The sequence below is a fragment of the Streptococcus sp. 2021WUSS109 genome (assembly GCF_044427305.1).
GTDB lineage: Bacteria > Bacillota > Bacilli > Lactobacillales > Streptococcaceae > Streptococcus > Streptococcus suis.
The window spans coordinates 131,643-152,850 of record NZ_JAOTGF010000001.1 but is presented as its reverse complement, the minus strand read 5'-3'; the positions used below and the strand labels follow the sequence as shown (position 1 = coordinate 152,850).

Here is a 21,208-nt window from a genome sequence, read left to right as displayed (position 1 = left end):
ATGACACGTGTTATTGAGTTTAAGGACAAGGTTGTTGTTATTACAGGAGCAGGTGGTGTTCTTTGTGGCTATTTGGCAAAAGAATTTGCTAAGGCAGGCGCAAAGGTTGCGCTTTTGGACTTAAATGAAGCTGCGGCTCAGGTCTTCGTTGATGAGATTGCAGCAGCAGGAGGCGTTGCGAAAGCCTATAAATCTAACGTTCTTTCTAAGGAAAATTTGGAAGAAGTTCGCCAGCAAGTCCTAGCAGATTTTGGTCCTGTAGATATATTAATCAATGGTGCAGGAGGCAATAATCCCAAAGCGACAACGGACAATGAATTCCATGAGATTGGACTACCAGCTGAGACCAAAACTTTCTTCGACTTGGATGAGGCCGGTATCAACTTTGTTTTCAATTTGAATTATCTTGGAACCTTATTGCCAACACAGGTCTTTGCACAGGATATGATTGGTCGCTCGGGAGCAAATATTATCAATATTTCCAGCATGAATGCCTTTACTCCTTTGACAAAAATTCCAGCCTATTCAGGTGCCAAGGCTGCTATTAGTAATTTTACCCAATGGTTAGCAGTCCATTTTTCAAAAGTTGGCATCCGTTGTAATGCGATTGCGCCTGGATTCTTGGTTACCAACCAAAACCGTGGCTTGCTGTTTGACGAGTCGGGTCAACCGACCGCACGTGCTAACAAGATTTTGACCAATACACCAATGGGGCGGTTTGGTGAAGCGGAAGAGCTAGTCGGAGGGGTCTTCTTCTTGGCAGATGAGAATTTGGCAAGTTTTGTCAACGGTGTTGTTTTACCGATTGACGGTGGCTTCTCAGCCTATTCAGGAGTCTGATGATGAAGATGGAATACGTATTTTGTGTGGATTCTGATGGCTGCGCCATGGACACCATGACCTACAAACATAAACTTTTTTTTGGCCCCTTAGCTGCGGAAGTTTTTGGTGTTAAAGATAAAGAACCGTTTTTAGCTGAATGGAATCGAGTTAATCTCTACTCACGAGAACGTGGCATTAACCGTTTTTTTGGCTTAGTTAAAGGCCTAGAATTTGCAGGTGTGACTGGTATAGACAACTTGAAAAATTGGGTCGCGACCACAGATTCTTTGTCAAATGCTTCTCTGGAAAGATTGATAGAGGAGCAGCCGTCAAAAGACTTGGAATTAGCCTTAAAATGGTCCACTCAAGTCAATCAAGCCATTAAGCATTATAGTGGTCCTGTTTTAGCCTTCATCGGCGTTCACAAGGGTTTGGAAAAACTGAGCCAGTTAGGAAAAGTCTACGTAGTTTCTTCTGCTAATAAGGAAGCGGTAGAAGAAGAGTGGACAGACCAAGGTTTGCTGGACTTTGTTACAGAATTGTACTGTCAAGACTGTGGCAAGAAAGAAGATGTCATCAAACTGTTAATAGAGGAAGGGTATTGCCCTGATAAGATTATGATGATTGGTGACTCGCCTGGTGATTTGAAGGCGGCGGAATTGAACGGTGTCCATTTCTATCCTATTTTAGTAGGACGAGAGATGCAATCTTGGGCAGATTTGACAGAAACGATTGCAGATGACTTTGTTCATCAAGCATTCACAGGTGAGAAAGAAACAGAATTGATACAGGCATTTTGGAATAATTTAGACGACTAGAGAGAAGGGCTAGAGGCGCTATGCCCTCTAGCTTTTTTGGAGGCAAACATGACACATTTAGTAGATTTACGGAAGAAACCTTACAGCCTTGATGAAGAGGCTATTTCTTGGATTGAAGAAACCATTGCTCAGATGACCTTGGATGAAAAAATCGGTCACCTCTTTGTCAACATGGGGAGCCAGCGGACAGAAGACTATCTGACTGGAGTATTAAATGATTATAAGATTGCTGCTGTTCGTTACAATCCTGGACCTGCTGCAGATATTTGGGAGCAAAACTATATTTTGCAGACCAAGTCTAAAATTCCTCTCTTGATTGCAGCCAATACCGAATCTGGTGGGAATGGCGCTGTTACGGACGGAACGAAAATTGGGGATGAAATCAAGATTGCTGCGACAGCCGAACCTCGCTATGCTTATGAAATGGGGAAAGTTGCAGGACTTGAAGCAGCTGCGGTAGGTTGCAATGCCTCCTTTGCACCGATTATGGACCTCAGCCGTAATTGGCGAAATCCAATCATTGCAAACCGAACTTGGGGAGCTGATGTAGACCAAGTCATTGAATTGTCCAAAGAATACATGCGTGGCATTATGGAGCACGGCATTGTGCCGTTTGCTAAGCATTTTCCTGGTGATGGTATTGACGAACGAGATCATCATTTGTCTTTCGCTTCGAATCCCATGACCAAGTCTGAATGGATGGAAACATTTGGACGGATTTATGGTGAGATGGCTGACGCAGGTCTCCCAGGTATTATGGCGGGGCACATTCATTTGCCAAATGTTGAGAAAGAAATGCATCCAGAACGTGAATTGGATGACATGTTGCCAGCTTCGCTGAATAAAACCCTCTTGGATGAATTGCTTCGTGGAGAGTTAGGTTACAATGGAGCCATCGTCACGGATGCCAGTCACATGATTGGTATGACTGCTTCTATGTCCCGTCGTGAGCTATTGCCTACAGCTATTGAGGCAGGATGTGATCTTTTCCTTTTCTTCAACGATCCAGAAGAAGATTTGCAATGGATGAAAGAAGGATTGGAAAATGGTCTGCTTTCTGAGGAACGCCTCCATGATGCTCTTCGTCGTACCTTGGGCTTGAAAGCTAAACTCGGTCTTCACTTGTTTGAAGGTCGTCGTCAGGAAATCATGTTGCCAAAAGAAGAAGCGCTGGCTTTGATTGGTAGAGATGAGGCGAAACAGCTTGCAAAAGAAGTAGCTGACAAGGCGATTACCTTGGTAAAAGCCAAACAAGAAGGAATTTTCCCAGTCAATCCAGAACGCTACAAACGTATTTTGTTGGTCGAAGTGGATGGCTATAAGGGTGGTTTTGGCGCCATGATCAATGCTGGCAAGAAGAGAGCAGCCGATACGCTGAAAGAACTATTAGAAGCACGAGGTCACCAAGTATCTATCTGGGAAAATACAGAAGCACGGATTGCCAAATTACCAGAAGAAGAGCGCCCTGCAGCGATTGCGAATGTCTATGCTTCCAAGCGTCCAATTGCCGAAATCACAGATAACTATGATTTGATTATCAATTTGGTCGATGTCAACTCAGGAGGAACAACTCAGCGAATTATTTGGCCAGCTGCCAAGGGAACACCAGACCAGCCTTTCTATGTTCACGAAATTCCAACCATCGTTATTTCTGTTCAACACCCATTTGCACTTGCAGATATGCCACAGGTTGCAACCTATATCAATGCCTACGATGGCTTGCCTGTCACATTAGAAGCCTTGGTTGCTAAACTAGCAGGAGAGTCAGACTTTACAGGAGTATCGCCTGTAGATGCCTACTGTGGTTTACTAGATACATGTATTTGGCGCGGAAAATAAGGAGGAAAGAATGCCTAGATTGGTTGATTTGCGGAAGAAACCCTATTGTTTGAATGATGAGCAGATTACCTGGGTAGAAGATACCTTGGCTCATCTGACTGATGAAGAAAAAATCGGTCAATTGTTTGTCAATCTATTCTTCTTCGGAGGGGATGCCTTTAGTGGAAATAATCTGAGTAATCAGGAATTGATGAACCGATACCATATAGGTGGTGCTCGTTATATGAATGGCAGTCCAGAACAGGTGCAAGGACTGATTAACGAGTTGCAAAGCTATTCAAAAGTACCTCTCTTGGTTGCAGCGAACTGCGACTCAGGTGGAGATGGAGCTGTGAAAGGAGGAACCTATATTTCCTCAGGTGCTCAATCGGAAGCCAGTAGGGATCCTCGTATTCCCTACCTAGCAGGTCTCGTATCTGCGAGAGAGGAGACTGCATTAGGTGTAAATGTCAACTTTGATCCGTGCGTGGACATTGTTCAGAACTGGCGCAATACGATCGTCAATACCAGAGCCTACGGCACAAATGCGGATGATGTTATTGCTTATACCAGTGCCTATCTAGAAGGATTGACTGCTGAAAGAGATGTTATTCAATGTATCAAGCATTTCCCAGGAGATGGTACAGAAGAACGTGATCAGCACCTAGTCCTCGGTGTCAATGAACTCTCTCCAGAAGAATGGGACAAGAGTTTTGGTCGTGTCTATCGTCATCATATTGAAGCTGGTGTTGAGATGATTATGGCGGGTCATATAGCCTTGCCATATTACCAGAAAGAACTCAATCCAACTTTGAAGGACGAAGACATTTTGCCTGCAACACTTGCTCCTGAATTGATTCAAGATTTATTGAAAGAAAAACTGGAATTCAATGGCTTAGTCATAACAGATGCCAGCCACATGTTGGGGATGACAGCAGCCATGCGTCGTGAAGACTACGTACCTGCAGCCATTGCTGCGGGTTGCGATATGTTCTTATTCTTCAATAACTTAGAAGAAGATTTTGAATTTATGCTCAATGGCTACCGCAAGGGAGTGATTACTGAAGAACGCCTTCATGATGCTCTCCGTCGCATTTTAGGTCTGAAAGCCAAACTCAATCTGCATATCAAGCAAGCGGAAGGAACCTTACTAAAATCAGCTGATGAATTGGCTATTATTGGCTGTGAAGAACACTTGGCTTGGCAACGTGAAGCAGCAGATAAAGCAATTACGTTGTTGAAGGATACCCAGAAAAATCTTCCAATCAGTCCAGAAACCCATCGCAGAATCCGTTTGTATTACCTAGAAGGTGAAAAAGAAGGGATTATGGCGGCAAGTACAGAAGTGGTTGATAACCTTAAAGCTGCCTTGGAAGCGCGTGGTTATGAAGTGACTGTCAATGATGGTACGACTCGAATCAAAGGTAAAACGCTGCAATACCGAGAAGAAGTTGATTTAGCCTTGACTGTTGCCAATGTCATTGGATATGGAGCGCAGAATAATTACCGCATCCAGTGGAAAACTGCTATGTCAAATGAGGTCCCTTGGTATGTACATGAAGTTCCAACCATTTTCGTTTCACTAAACTATACAACTCACCTTCACGATGTTACCATGGTTAAAACTGCTATCAATGCCTACCATCACAATAAAAATACTATCGAATCCCTCCTTGATAAATTAGAAGGAAAAGATGCATTCTATGGTGTGCCAAATGAGAATGTTTGGGCCAATAAATGGCAGGCAAAACTATAAAACTAAACTCCTTTCTATCCTAGATAGAGGGAGTTTTCTAGGAAGAATTCTTGCCAAACTTTCTTATTTTTGATAGAATATTCTTAATTGAATAGGAGTCTGTGAGACTAGTACACCTATGGAAACTGTCCAGGGAGTTGAGCCGTGACTGCAAGCTCAATCAGTGAAAGTTGGTCGAATTCACTCACACAAGGACTTAGAACCTGTATTCACAGTTCAGCACTTCCATCTAAGGCTAGTTTTTTAGCTACTCATCGTTAGTTTTTTTCAAAATACAGTCAGTATTCCCTCAAAAAACTGCCTCGATTAGCGGAAAACCATCTCTTATGTGCAAGCACTTCACTTGTGAATACAGGTTCATGGAACTAAGGTCTGCCCAGCAGATGAAAACGGATGGTACCGCGTGACAACGCTCCGATACGAGTGGTGTCATGCGTTTTTTTATTGGAGGAATTATGTCAAACATTGAACAACAGTTGGCTGAATTAAGCCAATCCACACTTGAAAAGTTAAAAGAAATCCAGCACCAAGGAGAAAAAGAACTACAAGACCTGCGTGTTGCGGTTTTGGGTAAAAAAGGGTCCTTGACGGACTTGTTGAAAGGTTTGAAAGACCTATCTAACGAAATGAAACCAATCGTTGGTAAACAGGTCAATGAAGTGCGTGATGTGCTGACGGCTGCTTTTGAAGAAACAGCTCAGAAGGTTGCAGCAGCAAAAATCCAACAACAATTAGCATTAGAAACCATTGATGTGACCCTGCCAGGTCGTCAGATCAAGGTCGGAAAACGTCATGTCTTGACCCAGACTTCTGAAGAAATCGAAGATATTTTCTTGGGCATGGGCTTCCAAATCGTTGACGGATTTGAAGTGGAAAAAGATTACTACAACTTTGAGCGCATGAATTTGCCAAAAGACCACCCAGCACGTGATATGCAGGATACCTTCTACATCACAGAAGAAATCCTTATGCGGACCCATACGTCGCCTGTTCAGGCACGGACCATGGACCAGCATGATTTCTCAAAAGGTGCCTTGAAGATGATTTCGCCAGGCCGTGTTTTCCGTCGTGATACGGACGATGCGACCCACAGCCACCAGTTCCACCAGATTGAAGGCTTGGTTGTCGGTGAAAATGTATCCATGGGCGATCTCAAAGGTACGCTTGAAATGATTATCAAGAAAATGTTTGGTGAAGAGCGTCAAATTCGTCTCCGTCCATCATACTTCCCATTCACTGAGCCTTCAGTTGAGGTGGATGTTTCCTGCTTCAAGTGTGGTGGTGACGGCTGTAACGTATGTAAGAAAACAGGTTGGATTGAAATCCTCGGTGCCGGCATGGTCCACCCACAAGTATTGGAAATGAGCGGCATTGACTCAACCAAGTACTCTGGCTTTGCCTTCGGTCTTGGTCAGGAACGCATTGCCATGCTCCGCTACGGTATCAACGATATTCGTGGATTCTATCAAGGCGATGTACGATTCTCGGAGCAATTTTGATGTGAGCCCTGTTTCTGATACTGAAAGTATCTAGAAACAGGACGGTAGCCGCTATAGCGGTCTACCTACTCCCCTCACTAGTTCTAAGGTTGAAAAAATGTCAACCTTAGAACGTCGTAATCCGATAAAGTTATTAGATTGTTGATTGAGAGAAGCGGTAGCTGCTATAGTGGTCTACCTACTCCTCTCACTAGGTTTACAGCTGAAAAAGTAGTGTTTTCTAAAAAAATAAAGAAAGAAAAGTTATGTTAGTAAGTTACAAGTGGTTAAAAGAACTCGTTGACTTTGATGCGACAAGCCATGACTTGTCTGAAAAAATGTCAACAACAGGAATTGAAGTAGAAGGGGTTGAGCAAAAGAGTGCTGGCCTTTCTAAGTTGGTTGTCGGTCAGGTTGTGTCTGCTGAGCCAATTCCAGATACTCACCTCAATATTTGTCAGGTAAATGTGGGCGAAGCAATCACGCAAATTGTTTGCGGTGCTCCAAATGTCAAGCCAGGTATCAAGGTGATCGTTGCTCTGCCAGGAGCTCGTATCGCTGGCAACTACAAGATTAAGAAAGGCAAAATCCGCGGAGTTGAATCCTTGGGCATGCTCTGCTCATTGAGCGAAATCGGCGTGTCCGACTCAGTTGTGCCAAAGGTCTATGCGGACGGTATCTACCACCTGCCAGAAGATGCAGTCGTGGGTGAGCCAGTCTTTTCATATCTTGACCTCGACGACGAGATTATTGAGTTGTCCATCACACCAAACCGTGCCGACGCCCTCTCTATGCGTGGTGTGGCTCACGAAGTGGCAGCTATCTATGACAGCAAGGTCAACTTCAAGCCAGTGGTCTTGGAGGAAAGCGACAAGAAAGCCAGCGATGTGATTGAAGTGGCCATTGAGTCAGACAAGGTGACTGCCTACACGGCCCGTGTTATTGAAAATGTGACTATCGCACCGAGCCCGCAGTGGTTGCAAAACCTGCTCATGAACGCAGGTATTCGCCCGCTCAACAATGTGGTGGACATCACCAACTACATCTTGCTCTACTTCGGTCAGCCAATGCACGCCTTTGACTTTGACAAGTTTGACGGCAAGAAAATCGTGGCTCGTCAGGCAAAAGAGGGTGAGAACTTGGTAACTCTTGACGGCGAAGAACGTGACTTGATTGCCGATGACATCGTCATTTCCGTTGCGGACAAGGCAGTTGCCCTCGGTGGTGTCATGGGTGGTGCTAATACAGAGATTGACAATAGCTCTAAGACCGTCGTGCTGGAAGCAGCCCTCTTTGACGGCAAGTCTATCCGCAAGACCTCAGGTCGCCTCAACCTTCGGTCTGAGTCCTCTTCTCGCTTTGAAAAAGGCATCAACGTAGCAACTTTGACGGAGGCTATGGACACAGCGGCTGCTATGATTGCGGAATTGGCTGGCGGTCAGGTCTTGTCTGGCATCGTTTCTGCGGGTAGCGTGGACACATCGGATGTCCCAGTCACAGCGACCATTGATTACGTTAACCGCTCGCTCGGGACCAATCTGGACTATGCCCAAATCGCAGACATTTTCCGTCGTTTAGGTGTGGAAACAACTGGCGATGCAAGTCAGTTTACAGTCGCAGTACCGCGTCGCCGTTGGGACATTCGCATTCCAGCAGACTTGGTGGAGGAAATCGCTCGTATTTATGGCTACAATAATCTGCCGACTACTCTTCCGAAAGAGGATGGAACAGCAGGTGAGTTGACCCTGACCCAGAACATCCGTCGCCAAGTTCGTAGCATGGCAGAAGGTGCAGGACTGACAGAAATCATTTCCTATGCCTTGACAACGCCTGAAAAGGCTGTGGAGTTTGCTGCTCGTCCAACCACAGTCACCGAACTCATGTGGCCAATGACGGTTGACCGCTCTGCCCTCCGTCAGAACATGGTGTCTGGTATGCTTGACACAGTTGCCTACAACGTGGCTCGTAAGAACAAGAACTTGGCTCTTTACGAAATCGGTAAGATCTTTGAACAGTCTGGCAATCCAAAAGAGGACCTGCCACAAGAAATCAACAAGTTTGCCCTTGTCTTGACTGGTTTGGTAGCTGAGAAAGACTTCCAAACACCAGCTGTGCCAGTTGATTTCTTCCATGCCAAAGGGATTTTGGAAGCAATCTTTGGTCACTATAAGTTGGCGGTTGATTTTGTAGCCACAAGTGAGATTGCAGCCTTGCACCCAGGTCGGACAGCTGAAATCCATTTGAATGGGGCGGTTATCGGCTTTGTCGGTCAGGTACATCCTCAAACGGCCAAGGACTACGGTATTCCTGAGACTTATGTGGCTGAAATCAATCTGGATGCGATTGAAGAAGCTCTCCAGCCTGCTCAGCCATTTACCGAAATCTCCAAATTCCCAGCGGTTAGCCGTGATATTGCCCTGCTTTTGAGCAGTGATGTCAAGCATCAGGATGTCCTGAATGCTATTGCCGGTGCTGGCGTCAAACGCTTGACTAAAGTGACCCTCTTTGACGTTTACGCGGGTAGCAATATTGAGGCTGGTAAGAAATCGATGGCTTATAACCTGACCTTCCAAAATCCTGCGGATAGCCTGACGGATGAGGAAGTGGCTAAGTACATGGAGAAAATTAGTAAGGCTTTGGTAGAGCTTGGTGCTGAAATTCGTTAACATGTAAATCTTGTGAAATCCTAGTCAGCGGGCTAGGATTTTTTGGAGGGAAGTATGAACATTCAAGATATTCAAGAAAAATTTTTTCGAGAAGGCAAGCTTATCGTTATTCCTAAAAAATTAAAAAGTAAGCAGGTCTTGTTTGCCTATTTACAAGAAGAGTTGGCTAAGAAAGGCTCGGCATTCACAGAAAAAGAAGTCAATGCCTTTCTAGCTGAAGTCTATGATGATTATGCTATATTGAGACGCTACTTGGTGGACTACGGCTACTTGTCGCGTGACCAGTATGGTTTGGAATACAGAATAGAAAAAAAGAGATGATTGCGGTCATCTCTTTTGTCTTATACTCTTCGAAAATCAAAATTATCCGTTGTCAACTTGCCTTGATGAACTCTAGTTCTATCTTCGCCTTCGTTTCCTAGGCTACTTTTGATTTTCATTGAGTATTACAAAATAAAAGGTTCAATCTTCAACTCTATCTGGTTGCCATACTTGGCTAGTAAATCGTCTGCCAGGGGATGATAGAGTTCTCGTAGTTGTTCGATCTTGTCAGGAAATTGTTTGCCGATATAGTCAAACTTGCGTTCGATGGTTAAGAAAAGTTGGTGGAAGAGTTCGTTAATCTCATTCAAGCGGGCAATCATTTCTTCGTCTTCTTTGAGAAAATCAGGGATTTCTGAGCGATTGTTGACAAAACCGTCGATGAGTTTTACGGGGAAAGAGCCGTATTCTAGGACAAATTCGTACATGGGTTTCTCCTTGCCTTACTATTGATAGGACTATTGTAGCATAGATTAGAATGTGACAAAAGAATTTCAACTTTATTGTAGTTTAAGTTTTGTTTAATTTTATTTTCAGTTTCATTTAAAGCTAGGTCGGTAAACTATATCTTGTAAACAAGACAGGGACCTGTCAAAATTTAGGATAGAAGAGGCACAATAATGAAAACAAGAATCGTACAAAAGCAGTTTAAGCGTAAAGAGACTAAATATATCGTTGATAAAAAAACTTTTGAACTTTTAGAAAAGGAACTTCGTCAGTACATGATGGCAGATGAGTTTGCGACATCAACGATTACCAATATCTACTTTGATAATGAAGATTTTGATATGGTTCAAGATTCACTTGCCAAAAAGAATGGACGTGAGAAAATTCGGATGCGTGTCTATGATGTGACACCATCTGAATCGAGTCAAGCTTTTCTTGAAATCAAGAAAAAAGAAAATAAAATTGGCTATAAATACCGCTTAACTTCAAACCCTGTTTCTGTAACAAATTATGTCGAAAATGGAGTGATTGATTCCACAATTAAGGATGATAAGGTAACCTCAGAACTCGAAATGTTGAGAGAACGCTACGGTACTATTAAGCCGAAGATGTATATCTACTACGATCGCGTATCCTATAAAGGAATCGAAGACAAAAAAGTTCGTCTCACAATCGATAAGAACTTACTTTATCGAGACTACGATGTGGATGCAATGGAAGGTAAATTTGGTAAGAACCTATTAGACCCAACCAAAGTAATCATGGAAGTAAAAGTTCCAGAAGAACGACCAGACTGGTTGGTAGCCCTGCTCGAAAAATACCAAATCGAAAAGCAATCATTTTCAAAATATGGCAATGCCTACAAGCTGGCTCATCAAATGAGCGGAGAGGAAGTAACTCGATATGCAACTGTTTAATAGTATCTTTTCAACATCAAATAATAACATCACCTTGATGCAGATGTCCCTGATTTTTGGTGTCAGTCTTGCTATGGGTGTGCTCCATGCGGCTGTTTATAAATACAAATCTAATTATACTAAGGAATTTGTTATTAGCCTCAGCCTGATGCCTGCCCTGATTGCTGTTATCATCGCCTTGGTCAATGGAAATTTGGGAGCAGGTGTGGCGGTGGCTGGGACCTTCAGTTTGATTAAGTTTCGTTCTGCCGCAGGTTCATCTAAGGAAATGCTAGCCATTCTATTAGCAATGGCCATCGGTCTGGCTACGGGTATGGGTTTCCTTGGTCTAGCCATTTTTATGACCTTAGTCTTGTCAGCCTGTATCTTGATTTTTGAAAACATCGGTTTTGCCCAGGTTAATCAGAACCGCCGCCATCTCCTAGTGACTGTACCGATTGAGTTTGACTATGATCAATTTTTTGAAAATCAATTTGGTAGTTCTTGTAAACAAGCAGACCTCATTTCCCTCAAATACAAGCAGAAAAAAGATGCCCTTGTTTTAGAATACCAAGTTCTTCTGGAAAAATCAGTGACGGACAAAAAACTGGTTGATACCATCTTAACCGCTGGACCCCTAGATGTTATTCTGAACAAGCAAATGCCTAAGAAAAAATATTTATAAAATCAAAGAAGCCCTGGATTTCCAAGGCTTTTTTTCCATTTCATAGAAACTATTCTTCATAAAAATCAACACTGTAATCCAGCAATTTGTCCCCATCGTAGCGGAAGCAGGCTGAGAAAAAGGGGCGGTTTTCCAAGAGCCATTCCTGAAAATGACGGTCACCCTCCCAGGTGGGCTTGGACAGGACTTGGTCATAAGGAACCCATTCCAGATCGCCCTCGTTGCAGTCTATCAGACTACCTTCAAAGCCAGTAATTTTGAAGACGTAGGTGTACCAGTCTGTGTTTGGAGTAAAGTCTGGGAAGGTGATGACACCTTTTAGGGCGTGCTTGGTGACCGTTAGACCTGTTTCTTCAAAGACTTCTCGAATAGCACAGGCTTGCGGTGTTTCTCCAGGTTCCAATTTGCCACCCACTCCAATCCATTTACCTTGATGGACATCGTTTTCCTTTTTATTTCGATGAAGGAGGAGAAATTCCTTGCCATTATCAATGTAGCAAATGGTAGCGAGTTGAACAGGTTTTTTAGTCATGGTGGCTCCTTGAAAATATTTTCCTTCATTATACCATAAAGCTCCTTGTATGAGTATCTCAGTCTTTTATCTGACAGGGGACAGTTTTTGTATGAGAATACTGAAAGCCCTTTTCTGAAAAGGGAATTTAGGGTATAATAAGAACATCAAACTATTTAAGGTGTATTATGTCAAAACAAGAACAAATCGAACAAACCATTTATCAATTATTGGAATTACTAGGTGAAGATCCGAATCGTGAAGGGCTCTTAGATACGCCTAAGCGGGTCGCTAAAATGTATTTAGAAATGTTTAACGGCTTAGAAGAGGATCCCAAAGACCAATTTACAGCTGTTTTTTCAGAGGGACATGAAGAAGTTGTTTTAGTCAAGGACATTCCCTTCCACTCTATGTGCGAACACCATTTGGTACCCTTTTATGGCATTGCCCATGTAGCCTATATTCCGAGTAAGGGGCGTGTGACAGGTCTTAGCAAATTGGCGCGTGCAGTAGAGGTGGCAAGCCGTCGCCCTCAATTGCAGGAGCGCTTGACCCATCAGGTTGCCCATGCCCTTCAAGATGCCCTTGAACCGGAAGGTGTTTTTGTCATGGTAGAAGCAGAGCACATGTGCATGAGCATGCGTGGTATTCGCAAGCCAGGTAGCAAGACGGTGACGACTGTTGCCCTTGGTAAATACAAGGAAGATGCCATCTTGCGCCGTGAACTCTTGTCCATGATTCACAATAAATAGGAGGTTCTATGTCAATCGAACAGTTAGCGAATCAAGTAACCATCATGGGGATTCTCAATGTGACCCCAGATTCCTTTTCTGATGGTGGTAACTATAATGAAGTAGAAGCAGCCCTGGTTCAGGTTGAAAAATTATTAGCAGACGGTGCTACCGTCATTGATGTTGGTGGTGAGTCCACTCGTCTAGGTGCAAGCTTTGTGTCGGAAGAAGACGAGATTGCTCGCGTGGTTCCGATTATCCGTGCTATCAAAGAAAACTATGACTGTCTAGTCAGCGTCGATACCTATAAGACAGGAACTGCACGTGCAGCCTTGGAAGCAGGCGCAGATATATTAAATGATGTCTGGGCAGGACTTTATGATGGAGATATGTTAGCCCTGGCTGCGGAGTACAAGGTACCAATCATTCTCATGCACAACCAGAAAGACGAAAGCTATGTGGATGTTGTTGGAGAGGTCAGAAACTTTCTAACAGAGCGGGCTCAGGCTGCTTTGGATGCAGGTATAGCTGCAGATCAGATTTGGCTGGATCCAGGTTTTGGCTTTTCAAAGAATGTCCAACATAACCTAGATCTCTTACAAGGTTTGGAACAGATTACTGGTCTTGGGTATCCTGTTCTTTTTGGAATTTCCCGTAAGCGCGTGGTGGATTATTTGCTTGGAGGTAATAGCCTGCCGACTGACCGCGATCAAGCAACGGCAGCCCTGTCTGCCTGGGCAGTCCAAAAAGGCTGTAAAATGGTCCGTGTCCACAATGTCGCTGCTAACCGTGATATCGTTAAAGTTTGGGACCAATTGACTTCTGGAGGTCAACATGGATAAGATTTCCCTTAATAAATGCCGTTTCTACGGTTACCATGGAGCTTTCAAAGAAGAACAGGTTCTTGGTCAAATTTTCACAGTTGACTGTGATTTGTTTGTTGACCTGACAGCAGCTTCACAAACTGACAATTTAGAAGACACAGTTCACTATGGTATGGTCTTTGAAACCATTAAAGCAGTTGTGGAAGGCAAGCCCTACATCCTTATAGAAAAGGTAGCAGGTGTTATTTGTCAGGAGATTTTTGAACAATTTCCAAAGGTGGAGAAGATTCGCTTGGCCATTTACAAGGAAAATCCGCCCATTGCTGGACACTATGATTCTGTCGGAATTGAATTGGAGCGTGAACGACCATGAAGCATCTAGCCTATCTCAGTATCGGAGGAAACATGGGTGATCGGCAAGCCTATTTACAGGCAGCCCTAGACAAATTAGCCAGTCATCCAGGTTGCCAGCTTGGCTTAGTTTCCAACATTTATGAAACTCCAGCTTGGGGCAAGACCGACCAGGCTGATTTCCTCAATCTAGCCTGTCAAGTGTATACTGATTTGTCTGCTCAGGATTTTCTAAGCGTTTGCCAGAACATCGAACAAGAGTTGGACAGAGTACGGATTGAAAAATGGGGACAACGGACCATTGATTTGGATATTATTTTTTGGGATGAGGAGAAGATTCAAGAAGAGAATCTGATTGTTCCCCATCCCTACGCCCATGAAAGAGCATTTGTTCTCAAACCTCTTGCTGAGATTGCTTCTGATTACCGTCACCCAATTTTGAAAAAAGTGGTATCGGACTTGCTTGCAGAACTAGGGGAACAAAAAGATATAAAAATTTTCAAATAGTTGCCTCTGATACTAGGTTTATTAGAGGATAGAATAGATAAAGGAGTTTTATGACAATTTTAGCAACTTTAGGAGTTTTATTGGCTATTGTAGCCATTATTTATTGGACATCAAAAAATTTACATGTTATCATTGCTGCACCACTAGCTAGTTTAATCATCATTCTGACCAATCAGATGAATGTTTTGGAAGTTATGTTGGGCAAAGAGCAGTCTTATATGGCGGGCTTAGCAGGTTTTTTGATTAATAATTTTGCCATCTTTATGTTGGGGTCTATCTTGGCACGTTATATGGAGGCAAGTGGAGCTACGCAGACGATTGCCAATAGCATTTTGAAAGTAATGGGAAAAGATAGTCCCTATAAGGGCTTGTTAGCCATCACTTTGATTGCTTCTATTCTGACCTATGGTGGTGTGAGTATTTTTGTAGTCATTTTTACCTTGCTTCCCCTTTCACGCCCCCTCTTTAAAGAGTTGAATATCAACTGGGCACTTTTTCCGATTCCTGTCTTTTTGGGAGCAGGTACCTATACGATGACAACTCTTCCTGGGGCACCTTCCATCCAGAATGTCATTCCGACAAAAGTTTTGGGAACTAGCTTGACCGCGGCACCCGTTATCAGTTTGGCAGCCAGCTTGACGCTATTAGTATTTGGCTTGCTCTACATGGCCTACTGCCTCAAGAAAAGTCTAGCAAATGGAGAGACGTATACGGAAGAAGAGGATGAAACTGCAGTAGTGGGAGCTGATAAGACACCAAATCTATTTTTATCAGTCTTGCCTCTATTCAGTCTTATTGGGACGATTTTCCTAATGAGTAAAACTCCGAATGTCCTGGCAATCGGATTGTTGGTCTCTATCCTTCTATCAGCCTTGATTTTTTATCCATATCTGCCAAATCAAAAAGAAATTTTGAATGCTGCGACAACAGCATCTATAGTGCCTGCTTTTGCAACTTCTAGTACCGTAGCATTTGGGACGGTGTTAACCTTGTCAGCAGGTTTTGCAGTCATTCAAGAATGGATTCAACAAATACCAGGATCACCGCTAATCAGTTTATCTGTTTCGACAGCATTGATTAGTGGCATTATCGGTTCATCTTCTGGTGCAGTAGGTATTGCTTCAAGTAATTTCCTTCCTGCCTATTTAGAAATGGGGATTAATCCAGAGTTGCTGCATCGTGTAGTAGTTGTTGCATCAGCTATCTTGACAGTTGTGCCTCAGTCTGGCGTGATGATTACCTTCCACAATCTTTCAAAATTAAGTATGAAACGTGGACTCAAGTATTCATTTATCCTAGTGACAGTTGGGCATTTGTTAGCCTTACTTGTGATTTTACTGTTGGCGCCTTTGCTATATTAGGATTGATTAACAAACAAATAAAATCCCTGCCAATGGGCAATATCATTCAGTTAAAACCTCTACTCAAATATTTATTCGGGTAGAGGCTTTTTCTTTATAATATAATAATCAATGAAATCCCAAAACAGTAAGCTCTAATCTTCTATAGTTATTTAGCTTTTATCATATACTAAACAAAAACTAAATAACTACAAATTGAGTATAAAAGACTGATAATAGCTCAAAGGGAAGGTTAAAAAATAGGAATTCTCCCTATAATCCAGGGAAAATTCCTATTTTTAATTATGGATTATGCAAATCAGAGATTTTTTCAGTAACTTCGATCTGAGAGGCTTGTTTCTTTGAAATTTGATGGAAAATAACAGTCCAATTTTCATGACGGCGCCAAAGTGACGTATGAACATATTCGCCAATTTCAAACGTAACTAATTTTGATTTATGGCTAATAGATGTCATTTGGTAATTTGATAAATACGTCGTTTGGATGGGGTGGTCGGCAAGTATCTGAGTTTTATTTCGGTAGTGGCCTTTGGCATCAATTAAGAGATACTGGTCGTCAATCAATTCTTCATACCCATTAGCATGTGCTTGTATCTCTGTTTCAAAACGGAAGAGTTTGTCGTACACATGCTCATACATCTCATCGTGTGGAATTTCAGATGGTTCTACGTGAATATCCACATCAAAAACTCCATGTTTGAGTGTTAGGAGTTGCTCAACCTGCTCAGTCACTTCATGACTTTCATAAACGGATAAGTCTGGATTCATTTCTAAAACAACATCAAGGTAGATATTGGCTCCATAAGTCCGACCACGTTGTGATTTGACAGAAACGATTTTTGGGAGTTTGAGAATATCTTCCTCGTACTTTTTCAATAAGTTTTCATCAAATCCATCAGATAGGGTAAAGAAGCTTTCCAGAAAAATATCGTAGGCTGTTTTTAGGATAAAGAAGGTAATGATGATGGCTGCAATTTTATCGACAATAGGGAAGTTGAAAGCCGCAGCAAAGATTGCGATAGAAGTTCCTATGGAAGTGACTGCATCGGATAGATTATCCTTGGCAGCTGCTTCTAAGGCCTTGGAACGTACTTTTTTTGCCAAGCGGTTATTATATAAATAAACAGCTAACATAACTAGTGCGGAAAAAATTCCGACAATGGCCCCCATAATGTCTACTTCGATAGAAGAATTGCTGATTAGTTTTTGGAGGGTATCATAGAGTACTTGGAAACCAACGACAAACATGATGAAGGATGTAATCAAGCTTGCCAAGTCTTCCATTTTCCAGTGTCCAAATTTATGATCGGTATCAGCTGGTTTCTGTGCCATTTTTAGTCCAACAAGTACAGCGATATTACCGATAATATCAGAAATATTATTGAAGGCATCTGCTCGTAAGGCATCTGAATAAAAGAGCTGTCCTGCAACGAGTTTGATACCTGATAAGACAATATAGGCACCGATAGATAGCAAGGCACCACGTTCAGCAAGTTTTAGATTGGTTACGTTTTGGTTCATAGCATCTCCTTTGATAAGTTTTCATTTTAACAAAAAGGCCCCTTATTTTCAAGGGGTTAGGCTGTTTTTTTGCCGGTTCGAAGAACCTTATAAAGGCGTAATAATATTGTTCCGCTGGCCATACCGATGGGAATGACTAAGGCTAAAGTTAAGACGGTAGTGATATTGGTTAGGGCTTGAGCGTGGTCCCCAGAAACGAAATAAGTCGTGGTCATGTAGGCTCGATAGCCTGGAACAAGTGGTGCAAGTATAGCCAATGAAAAGATGACGGAGGGTGTTTTTAACCAAATACTCATGATTTGACTGACACAGGATCCGATAATTGCCGCGAAAAAGGTAGCAATCAAGACATTTGTTGGTTCCAATAGTAAAAGATAAATAAGCCAAACAAGCATGCCTAGGAGTCAACCAGGGACCAGCATTTTTCTTTGAACATTGAGAACAATTAAGAAGGCTGCGATAGCGATATAAGAGGCGAGTGCCTGTAATAAGAAGTGAACTGGTGTCATAGATTACCTCACAAGCATAAAGGCCACAGTTGTACCTGCACCGAGCGATAAGATAATAAGCGCAGTTTGGAAAAATTTGGTCATCCCTGTATTGATATGATTGGTCATGAGGTCTCTTACAGCATTTGTAAAAGCAATCCCTGGTACAAAAGGCATGACTGCCCCCGCATTAATCAGGTTAGGATTAATGGGGAGAGTAGTGGTTGCGCTTAATAAATAAGAGGTGAGTGAGAAGACAAAGGCGCCAACGAAGGTGGTGACAAAATCAATTCCAATATAGCGCTCGACAATTAGTGAGATAGGGAAAGCTAAAGCTGTTGCGAAGACAGCACCTGCTGCATCTAAAAGAGAACCTCCGAACATGATGGTAAAAAAAGGTGCGGCTACTACGGCAGCTAAGGTTATTTGGATATTGTTATAAGGTGGCTTTTGTTGTTTGATTGCATTTAATTGGCTCCAAGCTTCTTCTAGGCTGATTTCTTCATTGGCTAGGGAACGGGAGATTTGGTTGACGTCACAAACTTTCTGCATATCGTAATTTGAATTTACGATGCGTTTCATACGCGAAATATTCGTATGGTCGATGGAGAAAAAGATAGCAGCAGGGATGGCAAGGACATTGGCCTGTTCAATTCCTTGTGAATGTGCAATCCGAATCATGGTATCTTCAACTCGGTGAATTTCTGCACCGCTTTGTGCCAAAATGGCACCAGCGAGCATGAGCACGTCTATGACCAAGTTTAGTCTAGGAGTGTTTTCCATAAAGTAAGTCCCATCCCTCTGCTAGTTATTTTCTTAATTATAACAAAATATAGGTGTAGGCAACATATTTTTTTAATAGATAGGCAAAATAGTTGAAAAATGTTCGGATTGTAGTATAATTGACTTATCAATGATTGATCGATCAATCAAAAAGAGGTAGATAATGCAAGAAATGGAAGATTTGTTATACAGATTGAAAGTGGCAGATGAGATGATTTCCAATCTTTTTGAAAAGCAGTTGGGAATCAGTTTGACACGCTATTCAATATTGCAAACATTACTAAAAGATGCACCCCTGCATCAGTTGGCTTTGCAGGAGCGGCTTCAGATAGACCGCGCAGCGGTTACGCGTCATCTCAAATTGTTGGAGGAGAGCGGCTATATCATTCGCAAGCGAAATCCTGACAATCAGAGAGAAGTACTTGTCTGGCCAACTGAGCAGGCTAGAGAAGCGCTAATCACGAGTCCTTCTGCCCACCACCAAGCTATCAAAACTTCGATGAATCAGATTCTAACTGTTGAGGAGAGAGAGCAATTCTTAGCCACTCTTGATAAACTGTTGATTGGCTTGCAAAATCTACCTATATAATTTTTTGAGAGGAGACATTATGTCTATTTTTACCACTATTCTAGCTAGTATCGTAGCTATTGAGCACCTATATATCATGTATTTGGAAACCTTTGCGACCCATTCAGACTCTACTAGTCGTGTATTCAATATGGAGAAGGAAGAATTACAACGTAAGTCTGTGACTGCCTTGTTCAAGAATCAAGGAATTTATAATGGCTTGTTGGCGGTTTTCTTGTTCTACGGTATTTTTACTGGTAATCTAGAAATTACAAGCATTTTTGTTCTATATGTTATTGCTGCAGCAGCTTATGGTGCTATTACAGCAAGTCCAAAAATTATCTTGACCCAAGGTGGACCAGCTATCTTGGCATTAATTTCTATTTTGTTGTTTAAATAGGTTAAAAAGCCTTCCGTGAGGAGGGCTTTTTGCAATTACCGAATGTTCAGTTCCCCATCTAGTGTAGAGATATCGAGGTAATTTGTAGCTTTGGGATTAATATAGTTTGGAAGCTCAATTCGCAGATTATTTTGACTGGCATCTATATGGATGTCAGTTTTTGTTTTGGAATGAAGAAAAATGTCGATTGAACCATCGTAATTACTGATGCTATGTCTTCCTTCTAGTTTTAGGTTTTCAGCTTTAAAATCCCCATCCTCAATCGTTAAGCTACTGCCAACAGTATCGGAAATGTCTTTCGGACTTATTAATGTGGAATGATTGATTGCTACTTCTCCATTGAGGTGTGACAAATGAGCAAAGCTGAGTTGACTGTTTTCAATCAACATATCCCCATCTTCTGCAGTGAGTTCAAGATTTTGAATAGTTACTTTATCCAGATAAAGGTCTCCTTGAAGGTTGCCTGAGAGTGTTTCGATTGTGCTATTTTTAGGGACCTGTAAGACAGGTTGGTAGTAGGCAACATTCTGGTCATTGACAAGATTTAAGATAGGTTCGAGTAAACCATCATAAGTAACGATGCCTTGATAGGCACTAGAAATGGTTAATTTTCCATCTTGGACTTGGTGACTGAGGAGGTCGATGTCTTTATGCTGATTTCGATAGTAGTGGAGGTGGAATTGGTTGTCAGGCGAGGGCATAATGGACAGTTTTTCATTGACCTCTATAGAACGAATATCCGTAAAGCTTGCCGTTTGGGGCTGAAAATAGTTTTCTACAACAGTTTTCATATTTGTCCAACCGCCAGCCAGGTAGCCAATGAGGCTTAGAATGGCTCCAAGACCTAGCAGGCTCAGACTGATTTTCGTAAATGGTTTAAGCTGTTTCATAGTAGCCTCCTTTGCGGATTTTTCTTTGCATCCAATGTAAAACAAGCAAGAAGGTTTTGCTTCCAAGGTCTAGAGTGAATTTACTACCCAAGAGGGTGAGTGCCAAACAGATAAAGGCGAGGCCTGTGAAGAGGAGAGAGGAGGACCATGAGAGTGTGAAGAGGTCGAAGGCGAGGAGCATCTGGGTGATTGCGAGGCTGAGGAGGACAATCCAGAGTGAGATAAGGAGCAGAAAGAGGCTAAAGATGATTAGGAGAAGGGTGATGAAGAGGGCGACCAAAGTGATTGCTAGGGGGACGCCGATTGGTGCGGCAAGGATAGCGAGGATGGTCAACCAGACCATATTGCTTGTATTTGGCTTATCTTCCGTCCGCTCTTTTTCATAGAGGGTCGCTAGAATTTCACGGGCGGCTTCTTTTGGACTGCCTAATTCTTGAATAGCTTCTTCGTCGTTTTCTTTCTCATCGAAAAATTCATTGAAATAGTCCAAGGTATCTTGAAAATCTTCTTTTGGCAAGTGTTTGAGATGTTTTTCAAGTTTCTGTAAATATTCCTTGCGATTCATA

22 protein-coding genes and 1 pseudogene are annotated in these 21,208 nt (G+C 42.5%); 16 read left to right on the top strand and 7 right to left on the bottom strand.

The genetic code is table 11. The annotated features are described in order from the left end of the window. The 7 genes from ODU37_RS00755 to ODU37_RS00725 all read left to right on the top strand — a co-directional run bounded on the left by ODU37_RS00755 (position 1) and on the right by ODU37_RS00725 (position 9,679). Positions 1–840, top strand: a complete 840-nt coding sequence (locus tag ODU37_RS00755) for an SDR family oxidoreductase (RefSeq protein ID WP_023369921.1) — start codon at positions 1–3, stop codon at positions 838–840. Further along, the gene (locus tag ODU37_RS00750; protein WP_105142670.1) at positions 840–1,640 is read left to right on the top strand and encodes an HAD family hydrolase; all 801 of its coding nucleotides are present in this window, start codon (positions 840–842) and stop codon (positions 1,638–1,640) included. The genes ODU37_RS00755 and ODU37_RS00750 overlap by 1 nt, the downstream gene beginning before the upstream one ends. 48 nt (positions 1,641–1,688) lie before the next feature. After that, on the top strand, positions 1,689–3,479 hold the full coding sequence (locus tag ODU37_RS00745) for a glycoside hydrolase family 3 protein (protein WP_249562129.1): 1,791 nt from the start codon (positions 1,689–1,691) through the stop codon (positions 3,477–3,479). Positions 3,480–3,489: 10 nt separating this feature from the next. Further along, on the top strand, positions 3,490–5,214 hold the full coding sequence (locus ODU37_RS00740; protein WP_172041539.1) for a glycoside hydrolase family 3 protein: 1,725 nt from the start codon (positions 3,490–3,492) through the stop codon (positions 5,212–5,214). 455 nt (positions 5,215–5,669) lie between these two features. Next, a complete protein-coding gene (gene pheS, locus ODU37_RS00735) occupies positions 5,670–6,713 on the top strand; it encodes a phenylalanine--tRNA ligase subunit alpha (protein WP_044678126.1) in 1,044 nt (347 codons plus the stop codon). A 245-nt stretch (positions 6,714–6,958) separates the two neighbouring features. Then, entirely contained in the window at positions 6,959–9,358 is a 2,400-nt protein-coding gene (gene pheT / locus ODU37_RS00730) for a phenylalanine--tRNA ligase subunit beta (protein ID WP_249562128.1), read from the top strand. A 54-nt stretch (positions 9,359–9,412) separates the two neighbouring features. Further along, positions 9,413–9,679: a DUF2087 domain-containing protein gene (locus tag ODU37_RS00725; RefSeq protein ID WP_105153153.1), complete on the top strand. Its 267-nt coding sequence runs from the start codon at positions 9,413–9,415 to the stop codon at positions 9,677–9,679. A gap of 125 nt (positions 9,680–9,804) precedes the next feature. On the opposite strand, the gene ODU37_RS00720 is transcribed toward ODU37_RS00725, so the two are convergent. Continuing rightward, complete coding sequence (locus tag ODU37_RS00720) at positions 9,805–10,107, bottom strand: hypothetical protein (RefSeq protein ID WP_105153152.1); 303 nt, start codon at positions 10,105–10,107, stop codon at positions 9,805–9,807. A 192-nt stretch (positions 10,108–10,299) separates the two neighbouring features. Between ODU37_RS00720 and ODU37_RS00715 the strand changes: the two genes are divergently transcribed. Together ODU37_RS00715 and ODU37_RS00710 are read left to right on the top strand one after the other, a co-directional pair. After that, the gene (locus ODU37_RS00715; RefSeq protein WP_249562127.1) at positions 10,300–11,043 is read left to right on the top strand and encodes a polyphosphate polymerase domain-containing protein; all 744 of its coding nucleotides are present in this window, start codon (positions 10,300–10,302) and stop codon (positions 11,041–11,043) included. Beyond that, entirely contained in the window at positions 11,030–11,707 is a 678-nt protein-coding gene (locus ODU37_RS00710; protein ID WP_249562126.1) for a DUF4956 domain-containing protein, read from the top strand. Before ODU37_RS00715 ends, ODU37_RS00710 begins: the two co-directional genes overlap by 14 nt. Positions 11,708–11,756: 49 nt before the next feature. On the opposite strand, the gene ODU37_RS00705 is transcribed toward ODU37_RS00710, so the two are convergent. Further along, positions 11,757–12,239: an 8-oxo-dGTP diphosphatase gene (locus ODU37_RS00705; RefSeq protein ID WP_074391859.1), complete on the bottom strand. Its 483-nt coding sequence runs from the start codon at positions 12,237–12,239 to the stop codon at positions 11,757–11,759. Between the two features lie 167 nt (positions 12,240–12,406). Here ODU37_RS00705 and folE point away from each other — a divergent pair, with 167 nt between their 5' ends. The 5 genes from folE to ODU37_RS00680 are packed head-to-tail and all read left to right on the top strand — an operon-like array spanning position 12,407 to position 15,992. Continuing rightward, positions 12,407–12,970, top strand: coding sequence for a GTP cyclohydrolase I FolE (folE, locus tag ODU37_RS00700; protein ID WP_002938082.1), 564 nt, complete (start codon positions 12,407–12,409; stop codon positions 12,968–12,970). A gap of 8 nt (positions 12,971–12,978) precedes the next feature. Continuing rightward, positions 12,979–13,791, top strand: a complete 813-nt coding sequence (gene folP, locus ODU37_RS00695; protein ID WP_249562125.1) for a dihydropteroate synthase — start codon at positions 12,979–12,981, stop codon at positions 13,789–13,791. After that, on the top strand, positions 13,784–14,146 hold the full coding sequence (folB, locus tag ODU37_RS00690) for a dihydroneopterin aldolase (RefSeq protein WP_105106228.1): 363 nt from the start codon (positions 13,784–13,786) through the stop codon (positions 14,144–14,146). The genes folP and folB overlap by 8 nt, the downstream gene beginning before the upstream one ends. After that, positions 14,143–14,631 (top strand): 2-amino-4-hydroxy-6-hydroxymethyldihydropteridine diphosphokinase, encoded by a 489-nt coding sequence (gene folK / locus ODU37_RS00685; RefSeq protein WP_249562124.1) that lies wholly within the window; start codon positions 14,143–14,145, stop codon positions 14,629–14,631. The genes folB and folK overlap by 4 nt, the downstream gene beginning before the upstream one ends. A 50-nt stretch (positions 14,632–14,681) precedes the next feature. Further along, the gene (locus tag ODU37_RS00680) at positions 14,682–15,992 is read left to right on the top strand and encodes a GntP family permease (RefSeq protein ID WP_249562123.1); all 1,311 of its coding nucleotides are present in this window, start codon (positions 14,682–14,684) and stop codon (positions 15,990–15,992) included. Between the two features lie 282 nt (positions 15,993–16,274). On the opposite strand, the gene ODU37_RS00675 is transcribed toward ODU37_RS00680, so the two are convergent. From ODU37_RS00675 to ODU37_RS00665, 3 genes and pseudogenes are all read right to left on the bottom strand, one after another. Continuing rightward, complete coding sequence (locus tag ODU37_RS00675; RefSeq protein WP_249562122.1) at positions 16,275–17,513, bottom strand: cation diffusion facilitator family transporter; 1,239 nt, start codon at positions 17,511–17,513, stop codon at positions 16,275–16,277. A gap of 56 nt (positions 17,514–17,569) precedes the next feature. Then, positions 17,570–18,022, bottom strand: a pseudogene (locus ODU37_RS00670) (threonine/serine exporter family protein). 3 nt (positions 18,023–18,025) lie between these two features. Next, positions 18,026–18,784, bottom strand: coding sequence for a threonine/serine exporter family protein (locus ODU37_RS00665; protein WP_249562121.1), 759 nt, complete (start codon positions 18,782–18,784; stop codon positions 18,026–18,028). Between the two features lie 163 nt (positions 18,785–18,947). On the opposite strand from ODU37_RS00665, the gene ODU37_RS00660 reads away from it, so the two are divergent. Then, complete coding sequence (locus tag ODU37_RS00660) at positions 18,948–19,373, top strand: MarR family winged helix-turn-helix transcriptional regulator (protein WP_249562120.1); 426 nt, start codon at positions 18,948–18,950, stop codon at positions 19,371–19,373. A gap of 19 nt (positions 19,374–19,392) precedes the next feature. Further along, positions 19,393–19,752, top strand: coding sequence for a DUF1304 domain-containing protein (locus ODU37_RS00655; RefSeq protein WP_014637833.1), 360 nt, complete (start codon positions 19,393–19,395; stop codon positions 19,750–19,752). 35 nt (positions 19,753–19,787) lie between these two features. On the opposite strand, the gene ODU37_RS00650 is transcribed toward ODU37_RS00655, so the two are convergent. Both ODU37_RS00650 and ODU37_RS00645 read right to left on the bottom strand, forming a co-directional pair. Next, entirely contained in the window at positions 19,788–20,642 is an 855-nt protein-coding gene (locus tag ODU37_RS00650) for a DUF4097 family beta strand repeat-containing protein (RefSeq protein WP_249562119.1), read from the bottom strand. Next, on the bottom strand, positions 20,629–21,207 hold the full coding sequence (locus tag ODU37_RS00645; RefSeq protein ID WP_249562118.1) for a DUF1700 domain-containing protein: 579 nt from the start codon (positions 21,205–21,207) through the stop codon (positions 20,629–20,631). The genes ODU37_RS00650 and ODU37_RS00645 overlap by 14 nt, the downstream gene beginning before the upstream one ends. Position 21,208: the final 1 nt, after the last annotated feature.